We start from the raw sequence: 17,685 nt of genomic DNA, 5'->3' as shown, positions 1-17,685 counted from the left end.
TCGGTCGGACCCGAATCAGTTCTCGACGTCGGGGCCGACAGTGGTGACGGGGACGGGCGCTTCGCGGACGACGCGCTGTGAGACGCTGCCGACGACGTTGCGTTCGTACTCGTCGCCGCTGGTTCCCATAACGATCAGGTCGGCATCGACGTCCGCGGCGTAGTCGACGATACACTCGGCCGGGTTGCCCGTCTCGACTGCCGTCTCCGTCTCGATGTCGTGTTCGGTGGCGCGGGTCACAGCGTCGTCGATCGCTTCGCGGGCGGTCGCCGCGAGGTCCTCGCGGACGCGCTCGACGCGGTCGTCGTCAAGGACGAGGAAGGCGCGATCGTCGACGACCGAGAGAATGTGCAGAGTGGCGTCTCGTGTGGCCGCGATATCGATCGCGTGGTCCGCGACGGTTGCCGCGTGCTCGCTGCCGTCAGTCGGGAACAGAATCGTCTCGTACATCGCTGTCTAGGCTGTCCTCTCGCGCCGACAGAAAAAGGGGTTTCCCTCCATCTTCGGCAGTGGGAACGCGCGGGCCACCCGATCGTCTCACACATCCGGGATTCCGAGCGCATCGGGCGTGACAAAGCCGATCACCGCAAACGCATAGACGAGCGCGACCGCGACGATCCAGGCGACGAAGCCGATCGCGACGGCAGTACCCCAGCCGCCGGGATAGCGCCAGTTGATCACGCCGACCCAGACGGCAAGCATCAACAACACACCCAGAATCGGGACCCAGCCGACGAAGAAACTCGTGATCGCCCACGCGATCGCGCCGATCAGTGCAGTCATGGCTGCGTTCGCAAAGCCCGCATCCCTGTCTACCACCAGTCGCACGCCCGCGAGGATGCCGACCGTTCCCACGAGCAGACTCAGGACGAAGATCAGGATCGAGTCGACAACAGCCATATTACGGTTTCCAGCTCAGTTCGATGTCGACCGTCTCGCGGTCTCCGCGAAGCATCGACGACCGCTCAACTACTTCGACCGACACGTCGAGCATCTCCGGTGGCGCCAGCGCGACGTTCTTGTTCCCGACCGGAACGGTGACTTGCTCGTCGCCCTGCTCGAACTCCGCTGCGAGGTCCCGAAGGTAGGCGGCGAATTCGTCTCGTGACAGTGTTTCGTCGGCGGTCGTCCGTTGGGCCATGCGGGGGTATGGCGTCCGTACCCGCAAAAGTATGGACACCAAACGGCACCCTAACTCGCTGTTACTAGATCAGCCGTCGCCGTAACAGTTCACTGCCCCGGAAAGTGATGGTAACACAGGTTCACGTGCTGGTAGACCGAGCCGCCTCGAGGGAACTCTCGAGAGTGGGTCGCATCGGGGAGTGGCTGCCTTTCGACTCCCCAGCCTGGTCTCGCGGACGTCGTCCGATTGACCGTACTTGTAGACGATGGAATCGGTAAGAGACGCGACAATACCATACCGCGAGGCGTCCGCCTCGCCTCTGAGGCTTCGCTCGTTAGCAACGTGGTAACGCCCGCATTGTTCAAACCGCGGATGAAATCATAGATTTCGTTCCGCTGGTTCGCCCGATTCCCGGCAATCACCACGAGCAGCAAGACACAGACCGCCTCGACGAGTGTCGGGAGTTCGTTGCGGATCGACGCCAGGCTGTTTGCGATCTCGATTGGATCGACAGCGACGACTGCGAGTTGACCGTCGGCCATGGGACCCAGCAAGACAAGCGTGGCTTTTTGACCACGGGGCGGGAAGCCGCCGACGATGGACGTCGCCGTCGGAATCGTGGCTCAACGGAACAACGAACGAGCACAGGCACTCGCCGCGACCCTCGTCGACACCATAGAGCGCGAGGGCGCACGCGTCGTCGTCGACGAGCTCACTGGCGAGGCGGTCGACGCGACCGCCGTCCCGGTCGCCGCGATGGCAGGGCGCGATCTCGTCGTGAGTATCGGCGGCGACGGAACGCTGCTGTTCGTCGCCCGCGAAGTCGGCCCCACGCCGATTCTTGGCGTCAATCTGGGCGAAGTCGGCTTTCTCAACGCCGTCGCCCCCGACGACGCGCTCGCTGTCGTCACCGACCTCGTCGCCGACCTCGAGGAGACAGGCACCGTCGAGGGACGCGAACTGGCGCGGCTGCAGGCGACGGGCGTCGACACGGAGTGGACGCTCGAGCCAGCGCTCAACGAGGTGGTCGTCCACGGTCCCCGACGGGGCCACGGTGGCGGTGCGACCATCGAGATCCGCGTCGACGGCCAGCAATATGCCGAGAGCCACGCCGACGGCGTTCTCGTCGCCACGCCGACGGGCTCGACGGCCTACAACCTGAGCGAAGGCGGCCCGCTCGTTCATCCGTCGGCCGACGTACTCGTCGTCACGCAGATGGCCGCGACCGAGTCGATGCCGCCGTTAGTGGTCGAACCCGACAGCGAACTCACGCTCACTGTCTCCGGCACCGACACCGCCTACGCGATCAGCGACGGGCGCAACCGACAACGGCTCGAGCCGCCGGCGACGGTCTCGATCTCGCTTGCGGACGACGCCGTCACGCTCGTCGGCCCACAGGCGAACTTCCTCGATGGGCTCGACAAGCTCGAGTAGTCACTCCCGATCGGGCAAGTCACGCGAGGTGCCGACCCGCGTTCGATAGGCACACAGCGACGGACTCGAGACGGGACAAGAGAAGCGTCTCACCGGCAACTGTCAGGTCAGCTTTCCGTTCCGGAGACGGTTGCGTCGGCAGTGTCTTGGCCGGTCACGTCAGGCAGGTTCGGATCGCGGTAGGGGTTGCGACCGTAGGCGGGGAGCTCGTCGTCGAGTTGCGATTTCAGGACGCGGCGCAAGCGATTCAGGCTCGTCGTATCGAGTCCGTACTCGGCCGCGAGGCGCTTGAACGACTCCTCGTCGGTGATGTCGTGGGCCCGATACTGGGCGAACAACTCTTCCATACGGTCGGCAGACAGCGCCTGCGCGTCGATGTCGTCGAGTCCGAAGTACTGCTGGCGGTCGACGTCGACGACGTGGCGGATCACCACGAGCGCAACCTTCTCGATCGCCCGCTGGCTGCCGAACTCGGTGAGATCGATCTCGTCCATGACGCCGAGTGCGAGATCGCGCTGCCACGGCGTCACCTCGAGGGCGTTACACAGCGCCTGCGTGGTTCGGAGCCGATCGAGGCGATGGGCGCGCTCGCTGTAGCCCGGTGTCGCCGCGTGCTGTTCGTCGTGGAGGCGGCGGACGCTTTCGGAGAGGTCCGCGTCGGGAGACTCTGCGCGGCCGATAACGGTCGCACTCGGCGTGACGACGCCCCACTGGCGAACCGTCGAATCGCGCTGGACCTCCGCCCGCGAGAGCGCCCCGGAACCGGGCCGGGTCTCGAGGCGTCGCTCACGATCGGAATCGTACTCGACGCCGTCCGTGCTGGTCCCACCCGCCACAGGGGGGCGACCAGGGTCGGCACCGTCGTCGTGCATCACCTGTCGCTCGGAGGGGGAGCGTGAAAAAGGCTCGCTCCGCACGTCTCGCGTATCAATTCGACTGACAGGATCGCTAACAAGTCGAGTCCGAACGGGGACAACGACCGGTGCTGTGGCTCGTGTCTCGAGACGATCGGCCGGCGAAAAGCCCTTCGTAGCTTCACCTTGTGACAAGAACCACTTAAAGAACAGACGGGACCGACGGACTACTGGACCGCGTCGATCACCTCGTCGATGAACCCATCCAGCCGCGTGGGATCGGGACCAGCCCGTGCATGCACGTCGGGATCGATCCGTTTCGGTGGATGTGCAAACGCGCGGCCGACTGCGTCACCGATCGTGGCGTTGCCCTCGCCGGCCCGTTTTCGCTCGAGCAACTCGCGGGCACGCTCGATCCGCTCGGGATCGAAGACCGCAGGTGCCTGCTCGCGGAGGAACGTCTCGAACGCGAGCGCCGGCAGATCGTGTGTGCCGCGCTCGCCGGTCGCTTTGAGATAGCGGGCGGCCATCGCCGCACGGTAGATCGTCAGGTTTCGCTTGACCGTGGGCTTCGTTTGTGTCTCCTGAAATCGCTCGTCGTCGGCCGATACCGTCATCGTGCCGTCGTCGGTCTCGACGAGGTACGTCTCGTCGTCTGCCTCGACGATCGGAAAGAGTTCGTCATCACTGCGGACCAAATGATGCGAGATGTACTTGCGATAGTTGCTCGTCGCAATGCCGCGCCACGTATGATAGAGATCGATCGGATTGTACGTCTGTTCGATGTAGGTGGCGAGTTCGTCGGGGTCGTACGCACGTTGGTAGCTGATCGGACTGCGCAACAGATCGATCGCACCCTCGTTTGAATCGGCGAGCAACCGCGCGAACGTCCGCACGTCCCAGCCCTGGTACTCGAACGCGCCGCGATCTTCGACGATGGTCTCGGGTGGACGCTCGAGGTGTGCGTACCGACGCAGATCGGCCGACACGAAGACGAAGCCGACGTCGTAGTCGCTGTCTGGACTCGCCCCACCCCAGGCGTGGCTCCCGCGGGCGACCGCCAGCGGGACCGCGACATCGTGCTCGCGTTCGATGGTCGTCAGGTGGTCGGTGACGGTCTCGTGGACGTGGTTGGGGACAGCGGCCATAACTGTGGCTCGAGGCGCGGAAGACGAGAGAAGACCGGGTGCCGAATGCCCTTCGTAGCTTCACCTTGTGACCAGAGGGACTTAAAGAACCAGCGGACGTGCGTAGACACGTCACGATGACGACCGTATGAACGAACCGACATCGTCACTACCGAACCAGCAGTCAGGAGAACGGCCGTCTTCCCGTCGTATCTTCACCTTGTGACCAGAAGCACTTAAAGGAAGACGAGCGCCGAACCTGACTCGTTCTCTGCTACTCGAGACACGGACACACCTGTCGCTCGACGGTGTGAGAATTCGAGAAGCGACGATCTCCCGTCATAGCTCTACCTTGTAACCAGAGACACTTAAAGAACCGATGGCTCGAGCTAGTGCCGAGACGCCCCACTGTAATACTCCCGGTTCCGAAAGCTTGAATCGGACGCTGCCCTGAATGCGGCCAATGAGTCATCAGTTGCCGGACGTGCAGGCGACGTCGCCAGACGTGACTGTCGGTCTGAGCCAGGTCGGTGTCACCGGCGTCGACAAGCTCGTCAAGATCGCCCGCGAGGACAAACGGCCGATCGTCCTCACCGCCGAGTTCGAGGTCTTCGTCGACCTCCCAGCCTGGCGCAAGGGTGCGGACATGAGCCGCAACATGGAGGTCATCGACGAAATCTTGGAGGACGCGACCCGCGAGGAGGCCTACGGGGTCGAGGAAGTCTGCGGTGAGGCCGCCGAACGGCTGCTCGAGAAACACGACTACACCTCGCGCGCGGAGGTCTCGATGGAAGCCGAATTCATGCGCCGCGAGCAGACGCCGGCAAGCGACCGCGAGACCCAACACATGGTCGATATCGTGGCCTCGGCGACGGCGACCGAGGAGGGCACCCGCGAGGAGATCGGCGCACAGGTCACCGGCATGACCGTCTGTCCCTGCTCACAGGGGATGTCCGCCTCCCGCGCGAAACAGACGCTCGAGGATCTGGGCGTCGAGGAAGAGACGATCACCGAATTCTTAGAGGAAGTGCCACAGCCGGGCCACTCCCAGCGTGGCCACGCCACGCTGACCGTCGAGGCGGGTGGCGACCCTGAAGTCGATCTCAACGACGTCATCGATATCGCGCGGGACTCGATGAGCGCGCGGATCTACAACCTCGCGAAGCGACCCGACGAGGATCACATGACCTACGAGGCCCACGCCGACGCGAAGTTCGTCGAGGACTGCGTGCGTGCAATGGCGGAAGGCGTCGTCGACGAGTTCGATCATCTGCCAGACGACGCGGTGATCACGATGGCCCAGTCCAACGACGAGTCGATCCACCAGCACAACGCCCACGCCGAGCGCGTTGTCGATCTGGGGACGCTCCGCGAGGAGATCAGCGACTAGAACTCGAGGGGCTCAGCCGCTTCCCAGCGCGGAACGAACTCCTCGTGGACGTTCGCGGCGAACTCCGGATCCTTGAGGTCGATCATGCCAAAGGCCTCGCCCGAGGACAGCGGGTTCGGCACCTGAATGCAGACCTCGACGCCGTCGATGATGTTAAACGAGCCCGTGAGATCGTCGTGGGTCCGGACGTTGAACGCCGTCCGTTGCTGTAAGGTTTCCCGGTAGCGGCGGCCGACCGCTTCGGAGAGGGAAGCGACCATGTCGCGGGTCATCAAGAGATCGATCGAGACACCCCTATCGAGTGCGTCCTCGAGTTGTGCGTTGATTTTCTCACTGACGGCCTCGATGTTCCACTGTGGGGAGGGATGTGCCGACACCATCACGATGTCGTTGTCGGCCGCCGCGAGCCGCTCTAAGAGCAGATCGCGCGTCTCCTCGGGGCCGACGGCAGCGGTCCAGAACTGTTCGTCGACCGGCTCGGCTGCGTCGAGTTCGTCGGAAAGGTCGTCGACGATCGATTCGTACTGTTCGGCCTCTTCCTCGAGTTCGCGTTTCTTGTCCTCGAGGAGCCGATCGAGCGCGGTCGAGGGCTCGACGGCGACGTACTTCTTCGGTCGGCTGGCGGTCTGACTGCGCACCAGATTGTACTGCTCGATGCTATTGAGCACGTCGTAGATCCGTCCCATCGGCACGTCGCTGGCTCGCGACAACTCCTTTGCCGTTGTGGGACCTGTCGTGAGCAGCGCTCGATAAGCCCGCGCTTCGTACTCGGAAAGCCCGAGATCTCTAAGAGTGGCCATATCAAACACGAACCTACCGAAGCGGTATAAACGCTCGGGTGGTTTGAGCGGTGAACGGTATCGACAGGTTCGAGCCGAACGGCAGCCTGTCGAATACCAGTCTAGGAGTGAGAGAGTCAGCAGCGAAGCGCTTACAGGCACATGTTACTTGTCATGATCGTCAGCGATCTGTTCGAGAAATCGACGTCCCTCGTCGAATCTCCGTCCTCGCCGTACTTTGTCTTTGAACCTGTCGAACTCGACGAGTCTCATGTCCGCTAATTCGGGGAGTAGAACGTGATGGAGTTCGTAACAGATCGTGAGATACTCCCCGGAGCCAAGAGTCTCTCCCTTTCGAAGAATCGGATCTGCAGACATCGCACTCTCGTCCAGTAGCGCACGTAATACTTGCCACTGTTGTGCTGAGAGCACCCGTTCGATGCGATCGTCGTTACGGCGTTCCTCTCTCACAGACCTGTTATCTGCTACGATCGGTCTCCCTCGTCGTCGGTCACTCCGACTGCTCGTTCTTTTTGACTTCCGTGACGATCACGTCCCAGTCAGGATGTTCGACCCCATTCCGACATTCGAATCCCCCCTCCACATCAATTCCACCCTCGTAGGCCCTGCGAAGGAGCGCTTTCAGCTCCGCGTTCAATTCCTCCTTCGACGTAAGCGAGGTCTCCTCAGACGTCATCTTCCCTTGCCCCTGCCGTATTTTTCCGTTGTGAGTTCGTGTCTGGTGTGATGGCGATCACACCGTAGCTGTGTACGGTTATCGCGTGGCCCTCATGAGTGAATGCACTGTGGGTATCTCCGTTTGCCCCGTTGCGAACCCGGACGAACGAATCTAACTCTTCAGGGTCAACAGTGGAATGGAGCGGGGTCAGATCAACCGGATCAGTGTCCATTACATCTGCCAGCGTTGCGATAACAGCCATGCTCGCAGGTGTCTTCTCTTGATCGAACTGGGTGCGAACAGTCCCAGATTCCGGAGTGTACTCGACCGATTCGACTCCAACCCCAGAAACTGTTGCGTTCATCTCGCCTGATTCTAGCTGTCTGGATCGGTTCAATAGGGGTGCTGATTATACAGAGGGTTTAAGAAAGAATCCTATCCGAACGATCACGCCGAACTGCTAAGCGTCGCTCCAATGAGGCGTCGATGCCCGCGTCGAAGACGTGACGATAGTGACTGCTGGGTGATACCAAGCTCGTCAGCGACCTCTTCGAGCGACGTCTCGCGTGGGGTGTCGAAGTAGCCCCGTTCGTAGGCCAATATCAGTGCCTCGCGTTGGGTCTCGGTCAACTCATAGCCCTCTCCCTGGATCGGAAGCATGGCGTGAACCGCGGTGATCGCTATCGGGATGTCGTTTTCCTGGCAGTACTCTCGAAACTCGGCGATTGCCTCCTGACTCTCGCCTCGCACCTCGAATCGCCACTCGTCTTTCGTTCCAGTCCCGGAAAGCACGACAACGTTGGCCTTGGCAAGCGCACTCAAGATGCCGAAGTACTCTGACTCCCACTCGGCACGCATGAGATACTCGTCTTCAACGCGATCGACCAGTCGGATGTTGCTCACGCCGGAATGTCCCTCGAACGACGCTTCGATGTCCTCCGTTTCTGCACCACGCACCCAAAAATACGGGATAATCAGCGTCTCGTGTGGGATCAGTCGTTCCAGTTCGACGGTCACACCCGGCAAATTCTCGAATACACTCCCCAGTGGAAACTCCGCTACCGGACTCGTAAACTCCATCACAGTCGCCATGCGGGAGCCTTCGTCTAGCAGACGAATAACCGGCATGGGTGGTGTCTCATACTACAGGACAGAAGTCAATACGAAGCCGGTCGCGAATTCGCGGCCGTCCCCATAGGTGACGGCCGCATATGTGCGGCCGGCTTCNTCATACTACAGGACAGAAGTCAATACGAAGCCGGTCGCGAATTCGCGGCCGTCCCCATAGGTGACGGCCGCATATGTGCGGCCGGCTTCACGTCGTTCTGTCCAGCAGTATCATAGCTTCGAGAAGCGGCAACACACAGTTGTTGGCCGGTATAGTGTGCGCTGCGAGCGGGGAGTCCGTTTGGTATCCAGCAGCCATGGTGTACCATGTCATCTCCTTTTGTACGACCGAGCAATCTAGTCTCACAAGCGAGCATGAGTGTGATAACGGAAATTCGTATCCCGTCCGATGATTTTGAACTCGGACAAATCCTCAGTCTAGAGCAAGCGTCGGCAATCGAACTCGAAACGCTCGTCCCGAGTGGGGACGCGACCGTACCGCTCTTCTGGGTCTACGAACCGGTCGAAAACGGCTTTCTCGATACCGTCGAACGCTATCCAACTGTCAGCAGTGTCACGGAGGTGGACGTGTTCGACGATCGGACGCTGTTCAGGATCAACTGGGATGCGAGCCAAGACCACCTTTTTCAATGTATCTTGGAACACGACGGGCAAATACTGGGTGCTACTGGATCACCGGAAGGGTGGAATCTCGAGATACGATTCTCGAACCGCGAGGCACTGAGTCAGTGCCAGGACTGTTGTGAGGACGCGCACATCTCCCTGAAGATAATCCGTATATACAATCCAACGGACCCCGAGTCTGGTCCGTGGTACGGCTTGAGTGAGCCCCAACGAGAAGCGCTTACGCTTGCCGTTCGAATGGGATACTACGACATACCACGAGGCTGTACGACCGCGGAGTTAGCTGACGAGTTGGGAATTTCCGATCAGGCAGTGACGGAGCGACTGCGTCGTGCCATCGGCACGTTCGGGAGGTACGCACTTCTCACTCCCGAGTCAGCGGCGCAAGTGGACTGACTGTTCCCATTATACACCATGGGACAGGACCAGACAGTTGGGTCTCCACTATGTGAGTATGGATGAGAGTCGAGAGCTGGGGACGCGTGATATCCAGTCAATTGATGCGGTTTCCGGTTCTTCGGGGCGTGAGAGACCGATCTCTCCCGATACGGTTCTGTCGGCAGTAGCGGACGAACATCGACGTGCCACCCTCGAGGCGTTGGACAACGCCTCCGAGAAGACACTGGAATACGATGTGCTCGTCGATCGCGTTGCAGACCGGGTTCAGGACGAAGACGCGAAACGGGAGTCAGACGAACACCGACAACGCGTCCGGATCGCACTTCACCATACCCATCTTCCAAAACTGGACGAGGCTCGGATAATCGACTATGAGGCTAAAACGGGGCACGTTCAGTTTGTTGGCGGTGAACTGGAACGAGAACTCCTGGCGCTGGTCGAGTCGTACGACGTCCACGAGTGAGACGGTCGGCTGTAACGATGCACCGGTACAACCGCAGGACGGTCGCGGTCGCACCGGCACTGATCGACAGGAGTCCGTCTCAATCGAGGACGGCCTGGACGCGCTCGCTCAACGCCGCTGGGGTTTCGGCAGGTTCAGACACACGGTCTCTCCGTTCGGCCCGTGCCGTTCCAGCCTCGAGCCCGTCGGCATCGGGAACGACCACCTTCTCGTGGTCCGCGAGTCGGAGCGCCGCGCGGTGCAGGTCCGAGCCGGGTTCGGCAGCGACGCGGAGCACGAGCGGCCCCTCGAGCAACCGGGCGGCTGCGGTCGCGTAGCGTGCGACCTGGACGCCAAAGCGGTCGCTGGCCCCTGCGAAAGCCTCGAGCGTCTCGCGGGCACGCTCGCGGTAGCGGTCCTCGCCGGTGAGGACGGCCAGCTCGAGCAGCCCGTCGGCGAACGCAACGTTCGCGTCGAGCGGTCGCAGGGGCCGATCGAGTAGGCCGACGCCTTCGACAGGGCCATCGAGGAACGAGTCCCCGTCGTGCAAGCGATCGATCGCTGCGTCGGCAATCGCCGTTGCGTCCGCGAGGACGGACGGATCGATCGTGCTCGCGGCCGTCGTCAGTGCGCCCAGCGCACGGGCCTGATTCGTGAGGAGACAGACAGGGTCGTCAGCGCTCGCCGCGTTCTCGAGGGAGTGGGCAACGACGCCGTCGACGAGTAAGTCCTCACGAAGAGTCGCGAGTGCGCGTTCGGCGTATCGGCGGGCGCGCTCGTCGTCGGTATACGCATAGTAGGTCAGCAGACCCTCGATCGCGAGCGCGTTCGGGCCGGCGAAGACGCCGTCGTCAACCGGCGGCTCGTCGGCGCTCGCCCGGTCGGTCGCGTCGAGGCTGTGAGCATCGTCCTCGCCAGGTGCCTGACTGTTCGCGAAGGCGTCGGCATCGCCGTTCCATAGCGTTGCGGTCAGATAGTCGATCGTGCGCTCGGCAGGCTCGCGGTATTCGTCTTTGCCCGTGAGGAGGTAGGCGTTTGCGAACGCACGCACCAGCGCGCCGTTAGAATCGAGGAGTTTCTCGTGTTGCAGCCCCGACCAGTCGCGGTCGGTCGCAAACCGGTAAAAACCGCCCTCGTACTCGTCTAACAGGTTCGCACTGACGGCGTCGTACGACCGCAGCGCCATCTCCCGGTCGCGTTTGAGCGCGAACTCGAGGGCGTCCGGCAGTGGAAACTTCGGTTCCTGACCCCAGCCGCCGGCGGTCTCGTCGTACGTTTCCGAGAGCTGGCCCAGCATGGCCTGTTCGATCGCCGGCGTTAGTTCGCCTGCCGGCGGGTTGTCCTCCCGCAACGGCCGCGGAACACGCGCTGCGCCGCTACCGTTGGTCTGCCACATCGTCCGAACGCTATCGAGGACCTGGCGCATCCCGTCGGGACCGAGATAGCCCGCACCCGTCAGGACCTCGCCGTTGGGTGCAAGAAAGACCGTCGAGGGAAACCCGCCCATGTTGTATCGGTCGCGGACGCGCGGATGCCGGTCGACATCGACTCGCACGGGCACGAAACTATCGTTGATGTTGGCCGCGATGCGAGGCTCCGCGTAGGTTTCAGCATCCATCTCGTGGCAGTGATCACACCACGTCGCAGTCAGCGAGAGCAACACAGGGATATCGGCCGCTGCCGCCTCATCGAAGGCCGCTTGGCCCCACTCGCGCCACTCGACGCGCGTTGGATCGTCCATATCGGAGCGAGGCGAGTCGCCGGGGTAAGCCCTTCGTTCGCTTTCGCTCCCGACATGTGAGTTTGCGTCGGCGTGTCCGATCGCGCCTCGAGCCGGACCCTGCTGTGACGAGAGTAAAGGACTTTCACCCTTCGGCGGCTAGAGTGTGGTATGCCTTGGTGGATCTTCGCGCTGTTGCTCATCCCGTTTCTCGACGCCGTGTTACTCGCGGTGATCGTCACTCAGTTTGGCTTCCTCAACTGGGTCGGGATGGTGCTGCTGGTGGTCCTGACGGGCCTGGTGGGTATGCTCCTCGTGCGAGCCGAAGGGCGGCGAACGCTCCGGAAGATGCAACGCTCGATGGTGCGTGGCGAGCCGCCGACCGACGAACTGCTCGACGGCGGCTTGCTGATCGCCGCCGGTGCGTTCCTGCTGACGCCGGGACTGGTGACCGACGCCATCGGCTTCCTGCTGGCCGTGCCAGTGACACGGATTCCGATTCGGGCGGCGCTCAAACGCTTCGTGATCGTGCCGTACGCAGACAAGAAAACCAGCGGATTCGCCAGTGGGAAGGTCTGGACGTTCGGTTTCCCCGACCAAGAGACGGCGCAAGGACGAACTGACTCGACTGCTGGCGGAACCTACGACCTCGGCGACGACGACTATACCGTCGACGGCGACGACAGCGAGGACTCGTATACGATCGATTTCGGTGACGAGCACACTGACGACCGAGACGACGATCCCTTTGCCCGGTAGCGGTTCGCACGGGACTTCCAGAAAGAAACGTTTAAACGTCCCACCGAGCAACTACCGAGTGCGAAGCAGGCGACGCGGGCCAATAGCTCAATTAGGTTGAGCGCCACTCTGATAAGGTGGAGGCTCTCGGTTCAAATCCGAGTTGGCCCACTGGTTTTCCGACGAGCAAACTCGTGAGCTGAAGGTTTGCGACGAGTTTCCTATCAGTTGCGACGAGCACGTTCTCGAGCTACCGCTATTATTTCGAGCCGTTGGCAGGAAGGAGAACGGACGAGCGCGTTCGAGGACCTCGTCCGCTGTCAGGACGCTAGCTCGGACGTGTCGAACGACGACGAGGGAAACACCAGCAGTAACGGCTCGCGCAACACGAGCAAAACGACGTTGTTGATCCGAAAAGGGCAGAGAGAGCCATTTTCAGCACGGCCGTCGACGCGGGCTACTGGTACGCTTGCAGCCCAGTCAGGTCTTCGCCGAGGATCAGCGTGTGAATGTCGTGGGTCCCCTCGTAGGTGTAGACCGTCTCGAGGTTCGCGAGGTGGCGCATCGGCGAGTAGTCGGTCGTGATGCCGTTGCCACCAAGCATCTCGCGGGCGACGCGTGACTGTTCGCGGGCCATGCGGACGTTGTTGCGCTTGGCCATCGAGACGTGCTGGGGGCGCAACTCGCCGCGTTCTTTGAGGTCGGCCAGTCGGTAGGCCAGTAGCTGGCCAAGCGTGATCTGGGTGGCCATCTCCGCGAGTTTTCCCTGTTGGAGCTGAAACCGGCCGATCGGACCGCCGAACTGCTCGCGCTCGGTGGCATAGTCGCGGGCCGCCTCGAAGCAGTCCCGTGCCGCGCCGACGGCACCCCAGGCGATGCCATACCGGGCCTGTGTGAGACAAGACAGCGGCCCTTTCATACCGGACACGCCGGGGAGAACGTTCGCCGCGGGCACGGAGACGTCGTTCAATCCGATCTCGCCGGTGATCGATGCGCGCATCGAGAGCTTGCCGTCGATTTCGGACGTCGTGACACCGTCGCGGTCGGTTTCGACGAGGAACCCGCGGACGGGGTCGTCGGTAGCCGACCGATCGCGCGCCCAGACGACGGCGATGTCGGCGATCGGCGCGTTCGTGATCCACGTCTTCGACCCGTTCAGAACGTAGCCATCGCCGTTGGGGGCGCGCTCCGCGTGGGTCTCCATCGCCGACGGGTTCGAGCCGTGTTCGGGTTCCGTCAGCCCGAAACAACCGACTGCCTCGCCCTCACCCAGCGCCGGCAGCCACTCCTCTTTCTGGGCCTCGCTGCCGTAGGCGTGAATGGGATACATGACGAGCGCACCCTGGACCGACGCCATCGAGCGGATGCCGGAATCCCCAGCCTCGAGTTCCTGCATCACCAGCCCGTAGGCCGTCTCCGAGACGTTCGGCGAGCCATAGCCCTCGAGGTTCGGTGCGTAAAACCCCAGTTCGCCCATCTTCGGGATGAGTTGCGTCGGGAACGTCCCGTTCTCGAAATGCTCGCCGATGTCGGGCCGCACGTGGTCTGTGACGAACTCACGCGCCGTCTCGCGGATGAGTCGCTCTTCTTGTCCCAGGTCGGCCTCGAGTTGTACGAAATCCAGCATACATCTTCCGTCTCGAATGAGAGGGATAGACATTCCGATTAATGCCACGGGATACGGTCACAAGGCACACTGGTTGCCGCGAAGCCGACAGCGAGGGCGACTGCGGTTTGGTGGGGCCATCGGCACAGATACCTCACTAGTTAGGCACATTATTTGTTTTTATGCCTCGAGTACAGATGGGTGCCGTTCGAGACAGCGAACGGCGGCCCCCAGGGACGCACGCGTTGAAACGCAGTGAGGCGACGTTTGACCTCGATCACACTGCAGAACCAAACGCGTGCCGGACAGGGGGTTCGAGATCCCCCGCCTGTCCGACCACCCCTTCCTGTGATATCGGTGATTGATACGGTCTGCTGTACCGATGTACCGGTGTATCCGCAGGACGGGTCGCGGAGACGCCGGAACTGACTGACAGTAGTCCGTATGACAGCGAAACGCGAGACGACCGAACAGCCCCAGTACCGGTCGTCTAATGGGATAATGCGGGTGCTTTTTGTCGCCCCTGCGCAAGGGTGACGTATGTCTTTGGAGCCGAGCGCCGACCCGGCCGCCGACCGGCGAGCGAACTACGACTACCGGAGCGACGACGTCGACCGCCCGGCCCTGGTCACAGACCTCGAGCGAGTGGTCGACTGTGAGGTCCGAGCCGACTCCTACTCTCGCGAACTGTATGCGACCGACGCGAGCGCCTACGAAGTGACGCCGATCGCCGTCGCCTTCCCCGAATCGACTGCCGACGTCGCGGGAATCCTCGAGTACTGTGCCGAACGCGAGATCCCAGTGCTCCCGCGGGGTGGCGGGACGAGTCTCGCCGGCCAGACGGTCAACCGGGCCGTCGTGTTGGATTTCACCCGGCACATGAACGAGATTCTCGCGATCGATCCCGACGGGCGCACTGCCACGGTCCAGTCCGGGACGATCGTGGGCACGCTGAACGAAGCGTTGGCTCCTCATGACCTCAAGTTCGCGCCCGACCCCGCGTGGCGTGACAAAAGCGCCATCGGGGGTGCGATCGGCAATAACTCGACCGGCGCACACTCCCTGAAGTACGGCAAGACCGACGCTTACATCGAAGAAGTAGAGGCAGTCCTCGCCGACGGCACCGTTACCCGCTTCGGCGAGGTGACCGTCGCAGAGATCAGCGAGCGGGCCGATCCCGACGGCGACCTCGAGGGGCGGATCTACGCCGAAGTCGAGCGGATTCTCGACGAAGAGGCAGACCGCATCGAAGACGCCTATCCCGACCTCAAGCGCAATGTCTCGGGTTACAACCTCGATCGGCTCGTCGCCGAGGCACGGGGCGACGACCTGCCGGGCGGCGAGGAAACCGGCGAGCCCGGCACCGTCAACCTCGCGCGCCTGCTGGCCGGCAGCGAGGGCACCCTGGCGATCGTGACGGAAGCGACGGTCTCGCTCGAGCCAATTCCCGAGACGAAGGCCGTCACCGTGCTCTGCTATCCCGATCTCCATACCGCGATGTGCGACGTCGAGCCGATCCTCGAACACGACCCCGCCGCGGTCGAAGTGCTCGACGACGTCTTGATCGATCTCGCCCGCGATACCGCGGAGTTCGGCCCCGTCACCGAGATCCTGCCCGAGGGAACGAACGCCGTCCTCCTCGTCGAGTTCTACGCCGAGGACGACGCCCACGGGAAAGCACAGGTTGCCGGCCTGCTTGCCGACCGCGTGCCGTCGGCGACACCCACCGGCGAGCCGGCCGCCAATGTGCCACACAGCGACGCCGAAACGCGCGCGATCGAGGCGCTCGAGGCCTACGACGAGGCCGAACGCGCGAAGCTCTGGAAGCTCCGCAAGTCCGGCCTCCCGATCTTGCTCTCGCGGACGACCGACGCGAAGCACATCTCCTTTATCGAGGACACTGCGATCCCACCCGCGCACCTCCCCGAGTTCGTCGAGGGATTCGAGGAGATCCTCGAGACTCACGACACCTACGCCACGTTCTATGCGCACGCCGGCCCTGGCGTGCTTCACGTCCGGCCGCTGGTCAATACGAAGACGGAGGTCGGCCTCGAGCAACTCCACGGGATCGCCGCCGACGTGACGGACCTCGTCGTCGAGCTGGGCGGGTCGGTCTCGGGAGAACACGGCGACGGTCGCGCTCGCACGCAGTGGAATCACAAGCTCTACGGCGACGAACTCTGGGAGACCTTCCAGGACCTCAAGACTGCCTTCGACCCTGACTGGCTGCTGAATCCAGGCCAAGTCGTCTTCCGCGAGGACGACCCCACCGATCTGCGGGAGCATCTGCGATTCGACCCCGACTACGACTTCGAGGCGGGGTTCGAGCCTGCTCTCCAGTGGGACAACGACAACGGCATGCAGGGCATGGTCGAACTCTGTCACGGCTGTGGCGGCTGTCGCGGCGAACAGTCGACCACCGGCGGCGTGATGTGTCCGACCTACCGGGCCAGCCGCGAGGAGATCACGGCGACCCGGGGCCGGGCGAACGCGCTCCGGCAGGCCATGAGCGGGGGGCTCGAGCCGGGCGAAGCCGTCTCCGACGAGTTCGTCGAGGAGGTGATGGACCTCTGTATCGGCTGCAAGGGCTGTGCCATCGACTGTCCGAGCGAGGTCGACATGGCGAAGCTCAAAGCCGAGGTCACCCACGAGTACCACCAGCGCAACGGCGCGACCCTGCGCGATCGGCTCTTCGCCAACGTCGCGACGCTCTCGAAGTGGGGGAGTCGACTCGCCCCCGTCTCCAACGTCGCGGCGAAGGTGCCGGGCGCCCGCAAGCTACTCGAGGCCACCGTCGGGATCGATGCGAGCCGGTCGCTGCCGACGTTCCACGCCGAGACGTTCCGCGACTGGTTCGACGAGCGAGGCGGCGCGCGCGTTGCCGAGGCCGACGCCGACCGTACGGTCGTGCTCTATCCCGACACCTACACCAACTACAACCATCCCGACGCCGGGAAGGCGGCCGTCCGCGTCCTCGAGGCCGCGGGCGTCCACGTCAGGGTCCCAGACGGACTGGGTGACACCGGACGCCCGGCGTTCTCGAAGGGCTTTCTCGAGAAAGCGCGGACGACGGCCAGCGAGAACGTGACCGCGCTCGCACCGCAGGTCAACGCCGGCTGGGACGTGGTCGTGATCGAACCCTCCGATGCTGTCATGTTCCAGTCCGATTATCTCGATCTGCTCACGTCCGATGCGGCCGAAACGGTCGCCGACGCTACCTACGGTGTCTGTGAATACATCGATACGTTCCGGCTGGACGAGGCCATCGACTTCGACCCTGCGGCAGTCCAGCAACAGCTCGTCTACCACGGCCATTGCCACCAGAAGTCCGTCGCGAAAGACCACCACGCCGTCGGCGTGCTTCGACGGGCGGGCTACGCCGTCGATCCCCTCGATTCGGGCTGCTGTGGGATGGCCGGCTCCTTCGGCTACGAGGCCGAACACGCCTCGATGAGCGACGCCATCGCCGCGATCCTCTACGAGCAGGTCGCCGACAGCGACGGCGACCGCGTCGTCGCGCCGGGGGCCTCCTGTCGGACCCAACTCGAGAACCGCCCTGGCGCACCCGAGGAGCCACCGACGCCGATCGAGGTCGTGGCGGAGGCACTCGAGCGGCCACAGTAGCACCGTCGCTGTGACGGC

At 62.9% G+C, this 17,685-nt stretch carries 17 protein-coding genes and 1 tRNA gene; 7 read left to right on the top strand and 11 right to left on the bottom strand.

Annotated features, from left to right (window positions below):
- Positions 1 to 15: 15 nt before the first annotated feature.
- The 3 genes from C476_RS00545 to C476_RS00535 all read right to left on the bottom strand — a co-directional run bounded on the left by C476_RS00545 (position 16) and on the right by C476_RS00535 (position 1,141).
- Entirely contained in the window at positions 16 to 450 is a 435-nt protein-coding gene (locus tag C476_RS00545; protein WP_008008796.1) for a universal stress protein, read from the bottom strand.
- Between the two features lie 87 nt (positions 451 to 537).
- A complete protein-coding gene (locus C476_RS00540; RefSeq protein ID WP_008008794.1) occupies positions 538 to 900 on the bottom strand; it encodes a hypothetical protein in 363 nt (120 codons plus the stop codon).
- A 1-nt stretch (position 901) separates the two neighbouring features.
- Positions 902 to 1,141, bottom strand: a complete 240-nt coding sequence (locus C476_RS00535; RefSeq protein WP_008008793.1) for an amphi-Trp domain-containing protein — start codon at positions 1,139 to 1,141, stop codon at positions 902 to 904.
- Positions 1,142 to 1,720: 579 nt separating this feature from the next.
- On the opposite strand from C476_RS00535, the gene C476_RS00525 reads away from it, so the two are divergent.
- Positions 1,721 to 2,557: an NAD(+)/NADH kinase gene (locus tag C476_RS00525; protein ID WP_008008787.1), complete on the top strand. Its 837-nt coding sequence runs from the start codon at positions 1,721 to 1,723 to the stop codon at positions 2,555 to 2,557.
- A gap of 107 nt (positions 2,558 to 2,664) precedes the next feature.
- On the opposite strand, the gene C476_RS00520 is transcribed toward C476_RS00525, so the two are convergent.
- Complete coding sequence (locus C476_RS00520; protein ID WP_008008786.1) at positions 2,665 to 3,429, bottom strand: hypothetical protein; 765 nt, start codon at positions 3,427 to 3,429, stop codon at positions 2,665 to 2,667.
- 209 nt (positions 3,430 to 3,638) lie between these two features.
- Positions 3,639 to 4,559: a nucleotidyltransferase domain-containing protein gene (locus C476_RS00515; RefSeq protein ID WP_008008784.1), complete on the bottom strand. Its 921-nt coding sequence runs from the start codon at positions 4,557 to 4,559 to the stop codon at positions 3,639 to 3,641.
- A gap of 442 nt (positions 4,560 to 5,001) precedes the next feature.
- On the opposite strand from C476_RS00515, the gene mptA reads away from it, so the two are divergent.
- A complete protein-coding gene (gene mptA / locus C476_RS00510) occupies positions 5,002 to 5,928 on the top strand; it encodes a GTP cyclohydrolase MptA (protein ID WP_008008782.1) in 927 nt (308 codons plus the stop codon).
- Here the strand turns inward: mptA and C476_RS00505 are convergent.
- From C476_RS00505 to C476_RS00485, 4 genes are all read right to left on the bottom strand, one after another.
- Positions 5,925 to 6,728, bottom strand: coding sequence for a TrmB family transcriptional regulator (locus C476_RS00505; protein ID WP_008008780.1), 804 nt, complete (start codon positions 6,726 to 6,728; stop codon positions 5,925 to 5,927). The two genes, mptA and C476_RS00505, sit on opposite strands and share 4 nt — an antisense overlap.
- 490 nt (positions 6,729 to 7,218) lie before the next feature.
- Positions 7,219 to 7,404, bottom strand: coding sequence for a hypothetical protein (locus C476_RS00495; RefSeq protein WP_008008775.1), 186 nt, complete (start codon positions 7,402 to 7,404; stop codon positions 7,219 to 7,221).
- Positions 7,394 to 7,618, bottom strand: a complete 225-nt coding sequence (locus C476_RS19260) for a HalOD1 output domain-containing protein (protein WP_241430458.1) — start codon at positions 7,616 to 7,618, stop codon at positions 7,394 to 7,396. Before C476_RS19260 ends, C476_RS00495 begins: the two co-directional genes overlap by 11 nt.
- A gap of 215 nt (positions 7,619 to 7,833) precedes the next feature.
- On the bottom strand, positions 7,834 to 8,478 hold the full coding sequence (locus tag C476_RS00485; protein ID WP_049911514.1) for a helix-turn-helix domain-containing protein: 645 nt from the start codon (positions 8,476 to 8,478) through the stop codon (positions 7,834 to 7,836).
- Between the two features lie 390 nt (positions 8,479 to 8,868).
- Here C476_RS00485 and C476_RS00480 point away from each other — a divergent pair, with 390 nt between their 5' ends.
- Together C476_RS00480 and C476_RS19255 are read left to right on the top strand one after the other, a co-directional pair.
- Positions 8,869 to 9,534 carry a helix-turn-helix domain-containing protein gene (locus C476_RS00480; protein ID WP_008008771.1) on the top strand — a complete coding sequence of 222 codons (666 nt, stop codon included), beginning with the start codon at positions 8,869 to 8,871 and terminating at the stop codon, positions 9,532 to 9,534.
- Positions 9,535 to 9,592: 58 nt separating this feature from the next.
- A complete protein-coding gene (locus C476_RS19255; protein WP_241430456.1) occupies positions 9,593 to 10,000 on the top strand; it encodes a DUF7344 domain-containing protein in 408 nt (135 codons plus the stop codon).
- Between the two features lie 79 nt (positions 10,001 to 10,079).
- On the opposite strand, the gene C476_RS00470 is transcribed toward C476_RS19255, so the two are convergent.
- The gene (locus C476_RS00470) at positions 10,080 to 11,720 is read right to left on the bottom strand and encodes a DUF255 domain-containing protein (RefSeq protein ID WP_008008767.1); all 1,641 of its coding nucleotides are present in this window, start codon (positions 11,718 to 11,720) and stop codon (positions 10,080 to 10,082) included.
- A gap of 150 nt (positions 11,721 to 11,870) precedes the next feature.
- Here C476_RS00470 and C476_RS00465 point away from each other — a divergent pair, with 150 nt between their 5' ends.
- Both C476_RS00465 and C476_RS00460 read left to right on the top strand, forming a co-directional pair.
- Positions 11,871 to 12,458 carry an FxsA family protein gene (locus tag C476_RS00465; RefSeq protein ID WP_008008764.1) on the top strand — a complete coding sequence of 196 codons (588 nt, stop codon included), beginning with the start codon at positions 11,871 to 11,873 and terminating at the stop codon, positions 12,456 to 12,458.
- A gap of 76 nt (positions 12,459 to 12,534) precedes the next feature.
- Positions 12,535 to 12,608: transfer RNA gene (locus tag C476_RS00460), tRNA-Ile, on the top strand.
- A gap of 286 nt (positions 12,609 to 12,894) precedes the next feature.
- Here C476_RS00460 and C476_RS00455 read toward each other — a convergent pair.
- Positions 12,895 to 14,064 carry an acyl-CoA dehydrogenase family protein gene (locus tag C476_RS00455; protein ID WP_008008763.1) on the bottom strand — a complete coding sequence of 390 codons (1,170 nt, stop codon included), beginning with the start codon at positions 14,062 to 14,064 and terminating at the stop codon, positions 12,895 to 12,897.
- A 519-nt stretch (positions 14,065 to 14,583) separates the two neighbouring features.
- Between C476_RS00455 and C476_RS00450 the strand changes: the two genes are divergently transcribed.
- Positions 14,584 to 17,667 (top strand): FAD-binding and (Fe-S)-binding domain-containing protein, encoded by a 3,084-nt coding sequence (locus tag C476_RS00450; protein ID WP_008008761.1) that lies wholly within the window; start codon positions 14,584 to 14,586, stop codon positions 17,665 to 17,667.
- Positions 17,668 to 17,685 lie beyond the last annotated feature (18 nt).

Origin of the sequence: Natrinema limicola JCM 13563 (assembly GCF_000337475.1) — an archaeon.
Taxonomy (GTDB): Archaea; Halobacteriota; Halobacteria; order Halobacteriales; family Natrialbaceae; genus Natrinema; species Natrinema limicola.
Note: the sequence above shows the minus strand (reverse complement) of the source record. Positions and strands in the feature narration are given on the sequence as shown.